General features: G+C 65.8%; 14 protein-coding genes. 9 read left to right on the forward strand and 5 right to left on the reverse strand.

Features of this window, described 5'->3' with window-relative positions:
• The first annotated feature begins 138 nt into the window (after positions 1-138).
• Both NF699_02835 and NF699_02840 read left to right on the forward strand, forming a co-directional pair.
• Entirely contained in the window at positions 139-1911 is a 1773-nt protein-coding gene (locus tag NF699_02835) for an ATP-binding protein (protein USU05654.1), read from the forward strand.
• Positions 1911-3254 (forward strand): sigma-54 dependent transcriptional regulator, encoded by a 1344-nt coding sequence (locus NF699_02840; protein USU05655.1) that lies wholly within the window; start codon positions 1911-1913, stop codon positions 3252-3254. Before NF699_02835 ends, NF699_02840 begins: the two co-directional genes overlap by 1 nt.
• A 100-nt stretch (positions 3255-3354) precedes the next feature.
• Here NF699_02840 and NF699_02845 read toward each other — a convergent pair whose 3' ends face one another.
• Positions 3355-4290, reverse strand: a complete 936-nt coding sequence (locus tag NF699_02845; protein ID USU05656.1) for an alpha/beta hydrolase — start codon at positions 4288-4290, stop codon at positions 3355-3357.
• Between the two features lie 85 nt (positions 4291-4375).
• Between NF699_02845 and NF699_02850 the strand changes: the two genes are divergently transcribed.
• Together NF699_02850 and NF699_02855 are read left to right on the forward strand one after the other, a co-directional pair.
• Positions 4376-5239, forward strand: coding sequence for an alpha/beta hydrolase (locus NF699_02850; protein ID USU05657.1), 864 nt, complete (start codon positions 4376-4378; stop codon positions 5237-5239).
• Positions 5236-6264, forward strand: a complete 1029-nt coding sequence (locus NF699_02855) for a substrate-binding domain-containing protein (GenBank protein ID USU05658.1) — start codon at positions 5236-5238, stop codon at positions 6262-6264. The genes NF699_02850 and NF699_02855 overlap by 4 nt, the downstream gene beginning before the upstream one ends.
• Here the strand turns inward: NF699_02855 and NF699_02860 are convergent.
• The gene (locus tag NF699_02860; GenBank protein USU05659.1) at positions 6261-7193 is read right to left on the reverse strand and encodes an alpha/beta hydrolase; all 933 of its coding nucleotides are present in this window, start codon (positions 7191-7193) and stop codon (positions 6261-6263) included. The two genes, NF699_02855 and NF699_02860, sit on opposite strands and share 4 nt — an antisense overlap.
• 155 nt (positions 7194-7348) lie before the next feature.
• Between NF699_02860 and NF699_02865 the strand changes: the two genes are divergently transcribed.
• The 5 genes from NF699_02865 to NF699_02885 all read left to right on the forward strand — a co-directional run bounded on the left by NF699_02865 (position 7349) and on the right by NF699_02885 (position 14796).
• The gene (locus NF699_02865) at positions 7349-9664 is read left to right on the forward strand and encodes a TonB-dependent receptor plug domain-containing protein (protein ID USU05660.1); all 2316 of its coding nucleotides are present in this window, start codon (positions 7349-7351) and stop codon (positions 9662-9664) included.
• A 39-nt stretch (positions 9665-9703) separates the two neighbouring features.
• Positions 9704-11230: a trehalase gene (locus NF699_02870; protein USU05661.1), complete on the forward strand. Its 1527-nt coding sequence runs from the start codon at positions 9704-9706 to the stop codon at positions 11228-11230.
• Positions 11227-12549, forward strand: a complete 1323-nt coding sequence (locus NF699_02875; GenBank protein USU05662.1) for a 4-hydroxybutyrate--acetyl-CoA CoA transferase — start codon at positions 11227-11229, stop codon at positions 12547-12549. Before NF699_02870 ends, NF699_02875 begins: the two co-directional genes overlap by 4 nt.
• Positions 12546-13751, forward strand: a complete 1206-nt coding sequence (locus NF699_02880) for an MFS transporter (protein USU05663.1) — start codon at positions 12546-12548, stop codon at positions 13749-13751. Before NF699_02875 ends, NF699_02880 begins: the two co-directional genes overlap by 4 nt.
• Positions 13752-14004: 253 nt before the next feature.
• Entirely contained in the window at positions 14005-14796 is a 792-nt protein-coding gene (locus NF699_02885) for an alpha/beta hydrolase (GenBank protein USU06970.1), read from the forward strand.
• 138 nt (positions 14797-14934) lie between these two features.
• Here NF699_02885 and NF699_02890 read toward each other — a convergent pair whose 3' ends face one another.
• From NF699_02890 to NF699_02900, 3 genes are read right to left on the reverse strand one after another with little or no spacing between them, the layout of a single operon-like run.
• Entirely contained in the window at positions 14935-17277 is a 2343-nt protein-coding gene (locus NF699_02890) for a xanthine dehydrogenase family protein molybdopterin-binding subunit (GenBank protein ID USU05664.1), read from the reverse strand.
• Positions 17274-18263, reverse strand: a complete 990-nt coding sequence (locus tag NF699_02895) for a xanthine dehydrogenase family protein subunit M (protein ID USU05665.1) — start codon at positions 18261-18263, stop codon at positions 17274-17276. Before NF699_02895 ends, NF699_02890 begins: the two co-directional genes overlap by 4 nt.
• Positions 18260-18778, reverse strand: coding sequence for a 2Fe-2S iron-sulfur cluster-binding protein (locus NF699_02900; GenBank protein ID USU05666.1), 519 nt, complete (start codon positions 18776-18778; stop codon positions 18260-18262). The genes NF699_02895 and NF699_02900 overlap by 4 nt, the downstream gene beginning before the upstream one ends.
• Positions 18779-18816 lie beyond the last annotated feature (38 nt).

The following is an 18816-nucleotide window of genomic DNA, read 5'->3' on the forward strand; positions in this document are numbered from 1 at the left end:
GAGGGGTGCCAAACATCTAATCTCTCCCCGTAAATAGCTAGAAACTAACGATAATCTTTGGAGAGCGACGATGCGGCACTGCTCTGGGCGTGAAATGCAGGGCAACGGAGGCGCAAAAGTGTGCAACATTCTGCCCAAATGAGAATCGCCCGTCCGGCGTCGCTCATGCTCGCTCTGGGATGCCTCGCGGCCACCGCGACGGCGGTCGGCAGCCGATGGTCGCATACCCGTGCGGACACGGTCGCGGACCGCGCGGCTGCGTCGCTCGCGCGGACGCATCTCGGCCTTCTCACCAGCGAGCTGCAGAAGTTCAGGCTGCTGCCGCTCGTGCTTGCCGAGTACCCGGACGTCTCGGCGGCCTTGCGAAACGACGATCGAAACGCGGCCGGCCGGCTTGATCGGACCCTGGAGCTTCTCGCCGACCGGACGGACGCCGCCGCGATCTACGCCATCGCAGCGGACGGCCGTTCGGTCTCTGCGAGCAACTGGCGCCTTCCAACCACCTTCGTCGGCCAGGACTACGGCTTCCGTCCCTACTTCCGCAACGCGATGAGGCACGGCGGTGCCGAGCTGTTCGCTCTCGGCACCGTTAGTGGGCGACCGGGGCTCTATCTGGCCCGGCGCATCGACGACGGCTCGCGCGCTCTCGGCGTGATCGTGGTCAAGGTCGAGTTCGACCGGCTCGAGGCGATATGGGCCCGCGCACCTGGCTCGACGATCGTGACCGACCAGCGGGGGGTTATACTCATCACCAGCGTACCGCAGTGGCGGTTCAGGCCTACGCGACGTCTCGACGAGAATGCCTTGGAGGACGTGCGCCGCACGCGCCAGTACCGCCTCACCAGCTCATCGAGCGCGCCGGTGACCATCGACGGGCGCAACGCCACGCTCGTGACGGGTACGGATCCGCCCGAGTTCCGGGTCGCTGCAATCGGCGCGCCGCTCGCGGAGGGTCGGCTGATCCACTTCGCACCGCTGGCTCCAGCACTCGCCGCGGCCCGGTCGGTCGCCCTCATCTGGGCGATGGTCGCACTCATCATCGCGGGCATCGTGGGCGGTTTGGCAATCCGGATGGCGGAACGGCGCCGCTTCGCCAAGGAGGCGAGGGAGCGGCTGGAGGAGGAGGTCGTGCGGCGCACCGCCGAGCTGCGCGATGCGAATGCGCGCCTGATCGTGGAATCGAAGGAGCGTGAGGAGGCGGACCGGAGATACCGTTCGGCTCGGGAGGAACTGGCGCAGGCGAACCGTCTCGGCTCATTGGGACAGATCACCGCCGGCGTCGCACATGAGATCAACCAGCCGCTCGCGACGATACGCATGTTCGCGGAGAGCGGAACCAAGCTGCTCGACCGCAATGCGTCGGATGCCGCGAGGGAGAACCTGCAGTCGATCGTCGGACTGACGGAGAGGATCGGGACGATCACGGGAGAGCTGCGCGCCTTCGCGCGGCGCCGCACTCCGGTCAGCGGGACAACCTCACTCGGTGCCGTCGTCGACGGCACGCTGCTCCTCGTCGGCGAACGCGCACGGGGCATCGTCGATGCAAGGCTCACAGGCGAGCAGCGTGGATGGCATGTGGCCGCCGACCGCATCCGTCTCGAACAGGTGCTCGTGAACCTCGTCCAGAATGCGCTTGATGCCGTGGCGGCCGAGGCCGATCCCATCATCGTCATCGAGGTGGAGGATGCCGGATCGAACCGCGTCCGCCTCAGCGTGGCCGACAATGGATCCGGCATCGATCCCGCCCTCGACGACACTCTCTTTACGCCGTTCGCCTCCGCCAAGCCGGACGGTCTCGGACTTGGACTGGCGATTGCGAGGGACATCGTCCGCGAACTCGGTGGCGACCTCGTGCTCGTTCCAGGGCGAGCCAGAGGCGCCGCGTTCACCCTGACATTGGGAAGAGCATGATGACATCGCCCATCGGCCAGACCGTGCTGTTCGTCGAGGACGACGAACCCCTCCGCAGAGCCACCACGCAGGCGCTCGAACTCGCCGGCTTCTCGGTCAGATCGTTCGCCGGGGCGGAACCCGCCTTGGCGGTGATATCCGCGCGGCTGGACGGTGTGGTCGTATCCGACATCCGCATGCCGCGGATGGATGGCCTGCAGCTCCTCAAGGAGGTCCGCGCCATCGATGAGGATCTGCCCGTCATCCTCGTGACGGGACACGGTGACGTACCGATGGCCGTGTCCGCCCTTCACGACGGAGCCTTCGACTTCCTGACGAAGCCTTTCTCCACAGACCACCTGATCTCAGCCATCAACCGTGCGCTGGAGCGGCGTGGCCTGCTCATCGAGAACCGGCGGCTGAAGGCCACGATCGAGTCTAGCGAGGGCGATAGCCCCATGATCGGACAATGCGAGGCGATGATTGAGGTGAAGGACACGATCCGGCAGCTCGCGCATGCGGACGTCGATGTCCTGATCGAAGGCGAGAGCGGCACCGGCAAGGAGCTCGCCGCCCTTATGCTGCACCGGTACGGCCCACGACGCACCCGCCCCTTCGTCGCCGTGAACTGCTCGATTCTTCCGCCCGACACCGCCGCGATCGAACTGTTTGGGCACGCAGCCAACACGATGCCACACACGCGGGCCTCACGGGTTGGCCAGATCGCCACTGCGAACGGCGGAACCCTGCTGCTCGACGACATCGACACTCTGGCGCCTGCCGTTCAGACCGCCCTTCTCAGGGTCATCGAGGAGCGCGAGGTCCAACCAATAGGAGCGGAACGGGCCGATGCCGTGAACCTGCGGGTTGTGGCCACCAGCAGGATAGATCTAGCCGAGGCGGCCGCCGAGGGCCGTTTCCGGGAGGATCTCTACCATCGCCTCGCCGTGACCCGGCTACGCCTACCCGCCGTCCGTGAACGCGAGCAGGATCGCCTCCTCCTGTTCGCCTTCTTCGCGGAGCAGGCGCGCGTGCAGTTTGCGCGCCCGCAATACACCATGACGGACCTCGAGCGCAGCCGCCTGCTCATGCACCAGTGGCCGGGGAACGTCCGCGAACTCCGCAACTATGCCTTTGAACGCGTGTTGGCATTCCAAGGAGCGGCGAGTAGTCTCACGGATGAGCAAGACCTCGCCAGCCGGGTCGCTGAGTTTGAGATTACCGTCATCACGGATGCACTCCGGGCGACCCGCGGCAGCGTCACGCGGGCGATGGACGTCCTGAAGATCCCGCGAAAGACGCTCTACTACAAAATGACGCGCTACGGCATCGACCCTGACGTGTTCCGATCTCAAATGCGCTAGAAAGCCGGCGTCGAAAACTGAGCATCGTTTGAAGATGAATGAATGTCCGAAATCGAGGAGCGGGAAAGGAGCGTGAATGTCTGCTCGTGGGTCAGTCGGTTTAAACCGATAAACAAGCTTTGAGAAATCTCGCTTGTTCGGCGAACGCTGCCTCCGTTTCTGGGCAATCCGCAAAAGCCCAGAAAGCATGCGGCATACCCTCGTAGACGAACAGATCGGCCTTATTGCCTGCTGCGCGCAGGGCTAGATGAAAGCGCACCGTCTGGCTGAGAAGCACGTCGCGCGTGCTCGACATCAACAACGTCGGCGGCAACCCATCCAAGGGTCCATAGATAGGCGACATCAGGGGATCATGTCGGTCGGCCGACCCGACGTACGGCGCCACGACCTCGGTCAACGCCTTGTTCGGAAGCAGCGGGGGCAAATATCCCTCGATATCGCCCGAAAGTGCCATGTCGCCAGACCCGGAGAATATGCCTGCGCCTGCTGGCAGTGGCAGCCCTTCGCTCTTCAGTCGCGCGAGCAACTGCCCGCACAACACTGCGCCGGCCGACGTGCCGAAAATGGCGACTTGGTCAGGCCTGCGCGTCACGATCGCGGCGCGATAGGCGGCTAGGGCATCGTCCACTGCGGCGGGATAAGGCGCCTCGGGCGCGAGCCGGTACAACACCGACGCCACTGGAATGCCCGTGAGGTCGGCAATGGGAATAGACTCGACGATCGAGCCCGAATTCAACGTAAAACCGCCGCCATGGAAGTTTAGGAGCAAGAGGCCTGCCGGATCTGGTGTCATCCCGTCCGGAGTGACCATATGGATCGGCACGCCACCAAGCACGTCCGGTCCGACCGTGACGGCGTGGCGGCCAGCCCTCGCCTGCACAACGGCACTCATCATCGCGTCCGCGAAGGCACGCTGTTGCATTAGGCTCATTTCCGGCTGCGGTTGCGCAATCATTGCGAGTAGCGGAGCGAGTGCGGCCTGAGCAGCTGAACTGACCGTTGGCGCAAGAGGGGGCTGCGGGAAGGCGTCGGCCATGAAATGTCCTGCTCTATCGGTTCGGGCTACTCAACGTCATAGTTTATGGTATCGATGTCAATCTGCACAATGGAGGGGATGGGGCATGGCCGAAGCCGAACCCACGATGAGGGATCTGCCAGCACTACGCGAAGCAATGGCGGCGCAGGGCCGCATACGTCCTGCGGCCGAGGTGGTGGTCGAAAGTCATCAGGCGGATGCCGTGCCGCTGCGGATCTATCGGCCGATTGGCGCGGCAGTGGCAGATCGTCCGCTTCTGGTGTTTCTGCACGGCGGCGGTTGGGTCCTTGGTGATCTGGATACGCATGACGCATGCTGCCGGCAACTTTGCGTGGCGGCGGACTGCGCAATCCTCGCTGTCGGCTATCGCTTGGCGCCCGAGCATCCGTTCCCAGCCGCACTGGACGATGTGATGACGGCATGGCGCTGGACGCGGGCCCAGGCGAAGGTGCTCGGTTTTGATCCGCGCTGCGTCGCGATCGGGGGAGAGAGCGCGGGCGCGAACCTGGCGGCGGCGGTGACGTTCGTCCTGCGCGACGGAGGCGCAGACCAGCCGCTGTTCCAGTTCCTCGTACACCCGCCCACGGACCTGCGCTTGGAGCAGCCGAGTATCGACACTGTGCCTGGGATGAGCCGGTCGTTCCTGGGCGAATGTGTTGCTGCCTATGCCGGAAGGGCGTCGCTCGACGACCCGCGGCTGTCGCCGCTGCGCGCCACTGACCACGCGGGCCTCGCCCCCGCAGTCGTCATCACCGTCGCCAACGATCCGCTACGCGACGACGGCGAACATTACGCTTTGGCATTGGCGCGCGCGGGCTGCGATGTCGGTGTGCAGCGCCTGCCGGACTTGCCGCATGGATTCATGTTCTTGCCCGCGACCCTGCCGGAAATTGCGGCATCGTTCCACTTGCTCGGCGATCGCATCGCGCGATACTTCCAAACGCTGTGACTACCACAATCCCCTCAAAGCCGGGCTCGGCCCCGCGGCCGACGATGGCGACGATCGCCGAGCTGGCCGGCGTGTCGAAGATAACCGTGTCACGCGCGCTGGGCGGCAGTGAACTGGTCCGCCCCGAGCTGCGCGAGCGGATCGCCGGGATCGCGCGCGAGGCGGGCTATCGTATGAACGTCGCGGCCCGGGCGTTGCGGACGCGGCGTAGCCGGACGATCGCGCTGGTGATCGAGCGTCTGGTGGCGGGCGACCGGCCGATCTCCGACCCGCTTATTCTGGCGATCATTGGCGGACTACTAGAAACGCTGACCCCCGCCGGCCAAGCGATGCTCGTGACGTCCAGCGACCATTTTCTGGACAGCCAGGTGGTCGACGCTGACGGGATCGTGATGGTGGGGCAGGGGGCTGGTGGCCAGCGCGCACGGACTGTCGCCGCGCAAGGATTGCCGATTGTCGCCTGGGGCGAGCGCCTGCCGAACAGCGACCTGATCGTGATCGGCAGCGACAACCGGTTGGGAGGTCGGTTGAGCGCGCAACACTTGATCGACACTGGGCGCCGGCAGCTAGTGTTTCTAGGGAACGGCGATCATCCCGAGGTCGCTGCGCGGCTGGAGGGCGTGCGCGATATCGTCGCCACGACGCCAGCGATGATCGCCGCAATCGTACCCTGCGATTTCTCACGGCTCGAAGGCGCGGCGGCCGTGCGTCGCCTGCTTTCGGAGGGTGTCGCCTTCGACGGCATCATCGCCGCCAGCGACTTCATCGCGGCGGGCGCCTGCGACGCGCTGCTGGAGGAGGGACGCCGCGTACCCGACGATGTCGCGGTCATGGGCTTCGACGATATCGCCGTCGCCGCCAACAACCGGCCGCCTCTGACCTCGATCCGTCAAGACTGGTCGCGGGCAGGGCGGCTGCTCGGCGAGACGGTGCTCGCGCTGATCGAGCAACCCGATGCGTTTTCTCCGCCCGAGCGCCTTCCGGTCGAGCTGATCGTCCGCGAGAGCACGGCGCAGGTCGTCTAGCGTTCGCAGAGGTGCGCACTGAAATGCGCAGCCATGAGGGCGAAGGCCTCCTGCGATTCGGGCAGCAGGGTGTCGACGTGATGCGCGTGCCACAGGCCGTCGAACAGGACGAACCGTGCGTCGACATCGGCTGCGAGTAACCGCCGGTGCATGACTGCGACGCTGCTCGCCGCAAAGTCGCGGGTGCCCGTGATGAGCAAAGTCGACGGGAAAGCGGCGAGCATCGTCGGATGGTCGCCGGGGAAGACGAGCGGATCATGTGGATCGCTGCCGTCGAAATAGGGCAGGTCGTGCATACGCTGAATGTCCGCGGCGCCGGGCAGCCCGTTAAGTTGCCCCGCCAGCGCCAGCGTATCTCCGCCGACATCGACACCCGAACCATGCAGCAGCGCGATCGCCTGCGGCACCGGCCGTCCTTCGGCAGCGAGCCGCGCGACGAGTTGCGCGGTCAGATACGCGCCGGCCGAACAACCATAGATGCCGATCGGCTCGTCCGCCTCCGCTAACAACGCGGCATACACAGCGAGTGCGTCGTCGACCGCCGCGGGAAACCGATGTTCGGGTGCGAGGCGATAGTCGACCGCAACAACGCGCATGCCCGTCGTCGCCGCGACCGGCACCGCCTCTAGCACCGCACCGGCACCGGCGCCCCAAAGGAAGGCGCCGCCGTGCAGGCAGATCAGCACACCCTTACACCTCACCCCCGCCGGCGCGACGTCATGCACCGGCACACCGCCGATCGTGCGGGCGACGACTTCCACTGGATAGGAGCGGAGTGCCTCTTCAAGCCGCGCAGAATTGATGGCGTCATAGTGACGGCGGCGACCCTCGATATCCTTCGGCAGCGCGGTCGGCTGACGGACAACCGTATCGAAGTGAATGCGGGCAGCCGGGCTGACCCAACCAGCTAATTCGGGAGGGGGGATCATGCATCATGCCTTTGCTATCGATGACATCATATCGCCGAAAACGGTCTTGCCACTCGTAAACGTCTGACATCGCCATATTGACATCGATACCATTTTGCAAGAATGAGGCTGCATAAGGCCGCGCGCAACGCGGTTCGATTTCGGGGAGGAAGCAGATGAGGTCGCCGTTCTATTGCACCGCAAGCGCTGTGGCATTGGTGATGGCTGTGCCCGCCGCTGCGCAGCAGGTATCGCAACAGGCCGGAGTGCCGGCAGCAGGTGCCGCGTCACCCGCGCCGAATGATGACGTGGCCCCGACAGACGCCGATGCGGCCGTATCGCCCGCTACGGGCCTTGGCGACATCGTGGTTACGGCACGCCGTCGGCAAGAGCGGCTGCAGGACGTGCCGCTATCCGTCACCGCCTTCACGCCCGAAAAGCTCGCCGATGCGCGCATCGTCAACCGCACTGATCTAGCCAATTTCACTCCGTCGCTGATCAGCATCACTGGCGGCTATCCCGGCGAATTCGCGTTCTTCGCACTGCGCGGACAGGGGCCGGCGTTCGGCTCGGTGCCGGGCGTCATCAACTATTTTGCCGAGGTGCCAGCGCTCGTCGGCATAGATGGTCGTGTCGGCACCTTCTACGATCTCGCGAACGTGCAGGTGCTTGCCGGGCCGCAGGGCACGCTGTTCGGCAAGAACGCGACCGGCGGCAACATCCTGTTCGAACCGGCACGGCCGATCAACCGGCAGGAAGGTTACGTTCAGCTCGAATATGGCAACCTGCGCGACGTGCGGGCCGAGTTCGCCGTCAACCTGCCGATCGTCGACGACAAGGTGCTGCTGCGTGTCGCCGGAGAGGTCGGCCGCCGCGACGGCTACACGAAGGATGTCGGACCGTTCTTTCGCGGTAAGGACTACGACAACCTCGCCTATCAGAGCATCCGCGCCAGCCTGACGCTGAGGCCGATCGACGGAGTCGAGCTCTACACCGTCGCGCGCTACCATCATTCCGAAAACAATGGGCCGGGTACGGTGCTGCAGGAGCTCGATCCGTCGCTTGGCGCGCCAGCGGCGCCGGCCGCGCTGTTGCTACCCGGCTTCGGGAGCGCGCTAGCCAATCAGCAGGCCTGGGGCTCGCGCCGCGTCGCCTACGATATCGACGAGTTTGCGCGGACCGACTACTGGCAGGTGATCAACCATGCGACCGTTGCGCTGGGCGATACGCTGACGCTCAAGAACATCGCGAGCTATTCCGAGCTGACCTACCGCTACGCCTACGATTACGACGCTACGCCGCTGTCGATTAGCGGCCAAACCAGCGCGACTGGTGCGCCGACGCAGGCGCCGACGTACTTCACCGAGGAACTGCAGCTGCAGGGGCGCGTGTTGCGCGACGCGGTCAATTTCAGCGTCGGCGGCTATTACGACCGATCGGGTCTGCGCCGAGACCAGGGCCTGTTCGTGATCCAATATCCGCTGACGGCGCTGGTTGGGCCAGTGCCGGCGATCATCAACAATCGCTCACGCAGCCATGCGGTGTTCGGCCAGGCGACGATCGACCTCGGCAAGGCGGGGTTGTTGCGCGGGCTGAGCTTGACCGGCGGCCTGCGGCATACTTGGGACGAGACGTCGAACTATACGCAGATCTTCGTACTGCCGGCTACCAGCGGCTCGGGCAAGTTCGAATACACGAGCTATAACGCGTCGCTCGATTATGCCTTTGCCGATGGCATCCACGCCTATGTGACGGCGCGCGACGCGTACAAGGCGGGTGGCGTCAACGGGCCGGTGCCGGGTAATTCGCCCTTCCGCACCTTTCCGCCCGAAAAGCTGGAGGACGTCGAGGTTGGCCTGAAGAGCCAGCTGCGCATCGCCGGCGTGTCGACGCGGTTCAACGTCGCGGCTTATCGTGGCATCTACACGAACATCCAGCGCACGACGCAGGAGGCGATCGGAGGTACAATCCTCAACGTGACGCGCACCGCCGCGCGCGGGCGAATTCAAGGCGTCGAGGTCACCGCGGGGATCGAGCCGCTCCAAGGCCTCGCACTGAACGGCAGCTATTCCTATACCGACGCGAAATACACCGAGGTCACCGATGCTTCGGCGGGCGCGATCCTCGCGGGCGCGGCGTTCCCCTATACCCCAAAGCATAAGGTGACGCTGGGCGCCAATTACCGCCACGACCTGGGCAGCGCCGGCATGCTCGCGCTGTCGGCGAACTGGGCCTATCAGAGCCGCTTCTCGACCGCGCAGAACAACCTTGCGCGCGTGCCCTATCTGCCCGCCTACGACACGCTGGCAGTGCGGGCGGGCGTGCAGGGGATCGGTGGCAGCAACCTCGACCTGACGCTGTTCATGGCCAATGCGACGAACAACACCTTCGCGACCGGATTGCAGGATCTCTACAACGTCGGCGGCGGGACGGTGACCTACACCTACGGCGAGCCGCGGACCTATGGGGCGCAGCTGCGCTTTCACTGGTAGGCGGGGGTGTCCGTCCTTCTCGCGGAGGTATCGTCCGTCATGCACACCGCGCCCGCCATCGCGTCGCCCGCGGACCTTTATGGTCCGCTGCTGTCGGAGGTGCAGCTCGCGCGTCTGTTCGAGGACGGCAAGACCTTCGTCGACGCGGTGCCGCTGCGCGCGCCGTGCCAAATCCGCGAGGCCTTCGCCGCGCTGCCGCCGGGGGTTGCCACTCTACGCGGCTTCGTCGACGAGAACTTCCGGCTGCCGGCCTCCGCGCGGGTGCATGCGGCGCACGGCGAACGCGACCTGCGGGCTTATCTCCGATCGATCTGGCCCGACCTCTGCCACGAGAATGCGGCGCCGACGGCGGGCTGCTCCCTGCTTCCCGTCGCGGGCGTGCATCCGGTGCCGGGCGGCCGCTTCGCCGAGCTATATTATTGGGACAGCTATTTCACGATCCTGGGGCTGATCCGCGACGGGTTCGAACAGGTCGCCGCCAACACCGTCGAGGCGTTCGCCGACCTGCTCGCGACCTATGGCCGCATTCCAAACGGGACGCGCAGCTATTATCTCAGCCGCTCTCAGCCGCCGCTCTATTACGCGATGCTGGGCCTGGTACCCGATGCGCGGCCGGGGCCGATGCGTCGGCGGCTGGAGGCACTGTTGATCGAACATGCGTTCTGGATGAACGGCGCGGCCGGGCTTGGCCCGGCGGAGAGCGCACATCGGGTCGTGCGGATGCCGGACGGCGCGGTGTTGAACCGCTATTGGGACGATCGCACCAGTCCTCGCGATGAATCCTATTTGGAGGACGTCACCACGGCGGATCGATCGGGACGGCCGCACGCCGATGTCTATCGCGCGCTGCGCGCTGGCGCGGAGAGCGGCTGGGACTTCTCGTCGCGATGGTTTGCTGAAGGCGACAGGCTGGAGAGCATCCGTACGCCCGAGATCGTGCCGGTCGATCTCAACGCCTGCCTGTATGGCATGGAGCGCGCGATCGCGGCACTGGCTGATGCGCTGTGCGAGGATACGATCGCCCGCCGCTTCGACGGCGCCGCGCGGCGGCGCCGCACGGCGATCCATCGCTGGTTGTGGCACGACGCGGGATATTTCTGCGACGTCGACTTCGAGACGGCTGAGCCGCGCCGGCACCTCACCGCCGCGACGCTGATGCCGCTGTTCACCGGCGTCGCGAGCCGGGCGCAGGCCGCGCAGGTGGCGCAGGCCACCACCGCCGGGCTGCTCGCCGACGGCGGCCTTCGCACGACGCTGATCGACAGCGGCGAGCAATGGGATTGGCCAAACGGCTGGGCGCCGTTGCAGTGGATCGCCTTTGCCGGGTTGCGCCGGTACGGCTACCGCCGCCTGGCCGATACGATCGCCGCGCGTTGGGTGGGTACGGTGGATGCCGAATTCCAGCGCAGTGGCTGGATCCACGAGAAATACGATGTCGAGCGTCGAATGGGCGGCGGTGGCGGCGAATACCTGCCGCAGATCGGTTTCGGTTGGACTAACGGGGTCACCGCGACCTTCATCGATCTGTTGGGGATGAGCCGCGCCGGTGCGGAGACCGAGCGGTGATCCGCGCGACGGCCGCCTATCGGAACCGGCTGATGCCCGCCGATCAGGCGGTCGCGCTGATTCCCGACGGTGCCCGTATCTGCATGGCGTTGGGTGTCGCGCAGCCGCCCGCGATCCTGCATGCGCTGGCAATGCGGGCAGAGGCAGGCGGCATCGACGGGGCAAGCCTCTATTACCTGCTGTCGACGTCGCTAGCGGGAAAGACGGTGCTGCAGCGCGGCCTGCGCCACCGGTTGCGGCCAATGAGCCTGTTCCACAGCGCGGTCGAACGCGCGATCGATATGGAGGCGGCGGCGAACGGCGACCCCGACGTCGACCTGATCCCAGTCGCGTTCAGCCGTGTGCCGCGGATGCTGCGCCAGGAGGTGGGCGTCGACACGCTTATCACGCAGGTCGCGCCGCCCGACGAGAACGGCGACTTCAGCCTCGGCACCAACGTCGATTATGCGCATGGCGCGGCGCGGTCCTGCGCGCGGGTGATCGTCGAGGTCAATCGCCACATGCCGCGCACCGGCCGCCACGGCACCATCCCGCTGTCGGCGGTGACCGCCATCGTCGAAAACGACCAACCGCTGCCGGAAATCCCCTCGGCCGCGCGCCGGCCGCAGGACGAGGCGATCGGCGCTATCATCGCCGGCCTGATCGACGACGGCGCCTGTCTGCAGATGGGAATCGGCGCGGTGCCCGAGGCGGTCTGCGCGGCGCTGCATCGGCATCGCCATCTCGGCATCCATTCAGAACTGATGACCCCCGGCCTTGCATCCCTGAGGCAGGCCGGCGTCGTCGACAACAGCCACAAGCGCGATCATCGCGGCAGGACGATCTTCACCTTCGCCATGGGCGACCGGCCGTTCTACGACTTCCTCGACGGCAATCCGGACTTGGAGGCGTACCCCGTCGACTACGTCAACGATGTCGCGGTGATCGCCCGCAACCCGAACATGGTTTCGGTGAACGCGACGCTGGAGGTCGACCTCGACGGCGCATGCAATTCGGAAGGGATGCATGGGCGCCAGTATAGCGCCGCCGGTGGCCAGCTAGACTTCGTCCGCGGCGCCGGTGCATCGCAAGGCGGCAAGTCGATCATCGCCTGCCACGCGACCGCGGCGGCCGGTACGGTCTCGCGGATCGTGCCGCGACTGTCAGGTCCGGTCACCACGCCGCGCAACGATGTCCATTTCGTCGTCACTGAATTCGGCGCCGCCGACCTGCGCGGCAAGTCGCTCGCAGATCGGGCAAAGTCGCTGATTGCGATCGCCCACCCTGGGTTCAGAGACGAGCTGACCGCACAGGTCGACCTTCGCAGGAACACATCATGACCCTGTCGTCCCCGTTGGACATCCTTCCCGAAGAGGTGGCGCCAGCGACAATGCCGCACTCTGGCCTCGCCCAGCGAATCTCCGGTTTGTATCTGGCGGTTTACCTCCACTTCGGCTTCTTCGGCTTCCTTCCCTTGTGGCTTTCCGCGACGGGCGCGACCCCCGGCGAGATCGGGCTGTTGATGGCGATCCCCCTCATGCTGCGATTGGTGACGGTGGCACCTTTTTCGGCCTGGGCGGGGCGGACTGGCCGGGTGCGCAACGCCATCGCGGTCACCGCGCTGGGTTCGGCGGCGCTGATCACGCTGCTGATTGGCCAGCCGAACCATCTGGGGCGCATCCTGATCGTCGTCGCCTTCTCGACCACATGGGATCAGATCCCGGTGCTCACCGACGCCTATGCGGTTATGGCCGTCCGGCGGGTCGGACTCGACTTCGGACGGCTCCGTGTGTGGGGTTCAATTGGCGCGGTTGTATCGAGCGCCGGCGCCGGGTGGGTATTCGGCCTAACGGGAATCGCGGCCCTGCCGTGGCTGGTCGCCGGGCTGCTCATTCTGCCCGCATTGATGACGCTGGCGCTTCCTTCTGACCGGACCGCAATCGATGCAGGCGGGGCCGCACAGGGAAGCTGGCGACAAGTGGTGGGCGACCGGACACTAATGCGCCTGATCATCGCGGCATCGGTGGTGATGGCCAGCCACGGCGTGTTGACCAGCTTCGGCCCCATCCAATGGGCGGGGCACGGCATATCGACCGGCATCATCGGCGTGCTGCAGGCCGTCGCCGTGAGTGCGGAGATCGTCGCCTTCTGGTTCGGATCGAAGCTGTTGGGACGCAGGGATCCCGGCGTGCTGATCTGGTTGGCCGGCTGCGTCTCAATTCTGCGGTGGACGGTGATGGCGGTCGATCCTCCCGCGGCGATCCTGATCGTCGTGCAACTTTTTCAGGGCGTCACCGCGACGGGCGCGATCCTAGGGGCAATGCTGGTGATCGCGAAGCGCGTGCCGCTCGCCTTGAGCGCGGCGGCGCAGGGACTGAACGCTGTGCTGCTCGGCCTGGCACTGGCGGCGACGACCGCGGGTTCCGGCCTGTTATGGCAGCGCGGCGCGCTGATCGCCTATCTCGTCATGGCCGCGCTCGCGGCGCTGGCGGTAGTTCTCGCGTGGCCGCGTTCGCGCGCCGACATCTTGGACCGGAGTTGAAGCGATGCCCTCGAAGATCCGCTACCTGATCCACAAGGCCGTCATGGCTGCCATGGTCGCGGCCGTTGCAAAGGGCGCCGCGACCGCCCAGACGCAGCCCGCCGGCACGAACAACCTGGCCAAGTGGGCGTTGCCCGATACTCTTAGCCCGCAAGGGCGAGCGATGGCGGCGGCAATGGCCGCAGCGCCGGTGCCCGAACCCGCGCCGCCGCTTGAGTTGCAGCGGCGGTTCGTCGCCGATCTTCAGTCTGGAATGGGCGCTGAACTAGCCAAGCGGTACGACGTCCGGATTCAGAATTCGACGATTGCCGGCGTGCCTGTGCGCATCCTTTTTCCTAAGGGCGTGACGACGCTCGGTAGGGAACCCGTCCTGCTCAACCTGCACGGCGGCGGCTTTCAAGCCGATGCCGGATCGCTGACCGAGACAGTTCCGATCGCCGCGCTTACCGGCATTCCGGTCGTCGCTGTGCTGTACCGGCTGGCACCGGAGCATCCGTACCCGGCGGCGCTGAACGACGCTTTAGGGGTATATCAGGCGCTTGAGAAGGATCGCTCGGCGGCGCACATTGGTGTCTACGGGACGTCGGCCGGGGCGGCGCTGAGTGGGCAACTCCTAGCGCGGCTTACCACGATGAAGCGGCCGATGCCGGCCGCGCTGGGCTATTTCTCCGGCAGCGCTGACCTCACTACGAGTGGTGATTCTGAATCCTGGATGCCGCTACCCGGCGGTGCGAGGACGATGACGGAGAGTGTCGCGTCCTACGTCGGCAAGACTCCCGTCTCTGATCCGATCCTGTCGCCGCTGAAGGGCGACGTGTCGCGCTTCCCGCCAACCCTGCTGGTTACGAGCACGCGCGACATCTTGCTCAGCCCAACCTCAATCTTCGCTCGCAAGTTGGCGGAGCAGGAAGTCGACGCGCGGCTCGTCGTATTCGACGGACTGCCGCACGCCTTCTGGGCCTATATGGCAATTCCCGAGACGGACGAGGCTAACGCCCTGATGGCGAAATTCTTGAAATCCCGCGTCGCGAACGCGGAACGCTAAGAATATATCGCGCGGCTGCACCAGCGCAGCGCAGCCGCGAGAATGGCACTATGAACGAATGTCGGAAGTACGGCGGCCGGGGAGAGGCTACGAGCGTCCGCATTTGGGTCAAGCAGCGCGCTCTCTCGAACCAACGACCTACATCAGCTTATCGAGAGTGATTGGCAGATCGCGCACGCGCTTTCCTGTGGCGTTGTAAACGGCATTGGCGACTGCCGCCGCTACGCCGGTGATGCCGATCTCACCGATACCGTGGGCACCCATCGGCGTGTGAGGGTCGGCAATATCGGTCCAGATAACGTCGATTTCAGGCACGTCGAGGTGCACGGGAATGTGATATTCGGCGAGGCTTGGGTTCATGATCCGGCCATTGCGTTCATCGAACTGCGTCTCCTCCATCAGGGCCAGGCCCAGGCCCATGATGATGCCACCGCGAAACTGGCTCTTCGCCGTCTTGGGATTGAGGATGCGACCGCAATCGAACGATCCGAGAATGCGGCTGACCCGTATCTCGCCCGTGACGGCGTTGACATGCACTTCGCAGAAGATCGCGCTGTGCGAATGCATTGACCAGTGCATCAGTTCGAGGGGTTGGGACGCCGCCTCAGTGACGGTGACATTGTCGCGCTGCGCGCGCGCCAGGATCGAAGCATAGCTTTCCCGCCGCGCAGGATCGTCGCGCTTGGCGAGGCCTCCGTTCTCGCTGCCCACCTCGTCCGCCGACAGCCCGGCGAGGGGCGAATCGTTGCCGGCGAGTTTCAGGAGTTCGACGACCAGCGCGTTCTGCGCGGCGATGACGGCGGCACCGATCGCTGCGGTCTGCTGCGATCCGCCTGCCATGATCGCGCCCGGGATCGATGCGTCGCCATAACCGACTTCGATCCGGTCCATCGGCAGAGCCAGTCGCTCTGCCGCGACGATCGCGGTGGTGGTCGACGTCCCCATGCCCATCTCGGCGGCTGCGACCTCGATCTTTGCGCGTACTGTGTTGCCGTCACGCGCAAGGGTGATGCGTGCCTGGGCGCCGGGCATCCGGTAATAGGGATAGGTGCCGGTCGCGCAGCCCATCCCGACCAGCCACTCGCCGTCCCGGCGTTCGCGCGGCACCGCAGGACGATCCGCCCAGCCGAACTGCTCGGCGCCGGAGCGCCATGCGTCGATGATGTGCCGCGAGGAGAAGCTGAGGCCCGATGTCGGGTCCTTGTCCGGCTCGTTGCGGATACGCAGCTCGACCGGATCCATGCGGAGATCGATGGCCAGTTCGTCAATCGCGCATTCCAGCGCGAAGGTGCCGACCGCCTCTCCCGGCGCGCGCATGAAGGTGTTCGCCAGCATATTCATCCTGGCGGTCTCGACCTGCAGGGTGATGTTGGAGCACGCATAGGCCGCACGCGTCCCCAGGATGAACGGTTCGGGCATGTTGTTGTGCGGGGTCATTACCGACAGGCCAGTATGGATGAGCGCGTTGAAGGTGCCATCCACGGTCGCGCCGATCGCGACGCGCTGCTCGGTCAGGGATCGCCCGCCGACGACGCGGTACACGCCTTCGCGCGACAGGGCGATGCGCACTGGTCGCTGCGCCAGCTTTGCGGCGGCGGCGCCGATGATCTGGTGGTCCCACAAGCCCTTGCTGCCGAAACCGCCGCCGACATATGGGGAAGTCAGATGAACCTGGGCGAGATCAAGATCGAAGACCTCGCCTATCGTCTGCGCCTGCGCGGTGACCATTTGGCTTGCGTCGTGGATCACGAGTTCGCCATCGACCCAGGCGATCGTCGCGGCATGCGGTTCGATCGCATTGTGGTTGTGGCGCGGCGTGCGATAGACCTGATCGACGACGTGTGGCGCGGCGGCGAGTGCCGCTTTGGCATCGCCGATCTCGTTGAGCAGCGGCTGGCCCATGAACAGGCCCTGTTCGATGCCGTTGGCCTTCGCGCCCGCCAGGCTGGTCGTCGACGGCTCCGCGTCATAGGTGAAGCTGAGCAGCGACGCGGCATGATCGGCCTGTTCCTGGGTCTCGGCGAGGACGCAGGCGATCGGCTGGCCGTTCCAGTGAATCTGGTCGTCCTGCAGGATCGGCAGGTCGGCAGGGCCCACTGCGGTCGGCGACGAGCCGAACACGCCCGGCTTGTTCATCCGCGGCGCGTTGAGGTGGGTCATCACCAGCACGACACCCGGCGCAACATCCGCGGCCGTGCTGTAAACCGCCGTGATCCGCCCGCGCGGAATCGTCGCATAGGCGAGCGCCGCATACACCATGTCGTCGAAGCGGAATTCCGCCGAGAAGGTCGCCTCGCCCTTGACCTTCAGCGCGCCATCAAGCCGGGACACGGGCGTGCCGATCAGGCCATGCTTGCGCGCGATCAGCGGGTCGGGACGGCCACCGGGAATCCAGCTGTCGGGCGCCAGCGGCACGAGCTTCTCCATTGCCCCCTGGATCAAACCCTGTGCCGCCTGCTTTGCGGTTTCGACGATGCTCATGCCACGTCTCCCTTCGCCAGCTCGATCAACACCGCGGCCAGGGTCCGCGCCGCCAGTTCCGGCTTGAACGCATTGTCGCGAAGCGGCCGCGCGTCGGCGAACTCCGCGGCCGCGGCCGCGCCGAATGCGGCTTCGGTAGCAGGCTTGCCGCGCAGAGCGGTCTCCGCCTTGGTAGCGCGCCAGGGCTTGTGCGCGACGCCACCAAACGCGATCCGGACGTCGCCGATCCGGTCGCCGTCCATCTCCACCGCGGCGGCGACGGAGATCAGCGCAAAGGCGTAGCTCGCCCGGTCACGCACCTTGCGATAGGTAGAGTTGGCCGCGAAGCCGAGCGGCGGCAACGCGATCGCCGTGATGAGCTCGCCCGGCGCAAGCACCGTATCGAGGTCGGGTCGGTCGCCGGGCAAGCGGTGGAGGTCGCCAAACGCGACCGTCCGCGCGCCGTTGCGTCCCTCGATATGCACGGTTGCTTCCAGCGCAGTCAGCGCGACGCACATGTCGGACGGATGCGTCGCCACACACGCATCAGATGCACCCAGAATGGCATGGATGCGGTTGAAGCCCTCGCGGGCGTCGCACCCCGTGCCGGGCGTGCGCTTGTTGCAGCGCGATCCGTCCGTATCGTAGAAATAGGTGCACCGCGTACGCTGTAGCAGATTGCCGCCCACCGTTGCCATGTTGCGGATCTGCCCCGAGGCACCTGCCAGGATCGCGCGCGACAGCACCGGGTAGCGCGTCCGCACCGCGTGGTGCTCGGCCAGCGCGGTATTGCGAACGGCCGCGCCGACCAGCAGGCCGCCGTCCGCCGTCTCAGTGATCGCGTCGGACAAACCGGTTACGTCCACCAGCCGCTTCGGCCGCGCCACGGTCTCGCGCATCAGGTCGACGAGGTTGGTGCCGCCGCCAAGAAAGGCCGTCGCATCGCCTGCGCCGAGTTGCACCGCGTCCGTTACATCGTCGGCGCGCGTGTAGCTGAAGGGCGTCATGCGGTTACCTCCGTGGCGCGGTCCGATGACATCGTCGCCTGGATGGCATCGATGATACCGTTATGCGCGCCGCAACGGCACAGGTTGCCGCTCATCCGTTCCCGAACCTCGTCGCGGGTCAGTACCACTTCGGCGGCGAGATCGGCGCTGACGTGACTGGGGACCCCGCGGCGTGCTTCCGCTGCCATGCCGATCGCCGAACAGATTTGCCCTGGTGTGCAATAGCCGCACTGAAAGCCGTCATGCTCGATAAAGGCAGTCTGCAGAAGATGGAGCGTCCCGGCCTCCTCCAGCCCTTCGATCGTCGTGATCTGGCGGCCGGCGTACTGGACCGCCAGTGCGAGGCAAGACAGGATGCGCTCGCCGTCAACCAGCACCGTACACGCCCCGCATGCGCCCTGGTTGCAGCCCTTTTTCGTGCCCGTAAGATGCAGTGTCTCTCGGAGATGGTCCAGCAGCGATACACGAGGATCAATTGGTCCTGTGACGACGGTTCCGTTGACAATCAATGACACTGGGGATCTCCATCGGCGCACCGCAACAGTGGCAACTT

It is taken from the genome of Sphingomonadaceae bacterium OTU29LAMAA1, from assembly GCA_024072375.1.
GTDB lineage: Bacteria > Pseudomonadota > Alphaproteobacteria > Sphingomonadales > Sphingomonadaceae > Sphingomonas.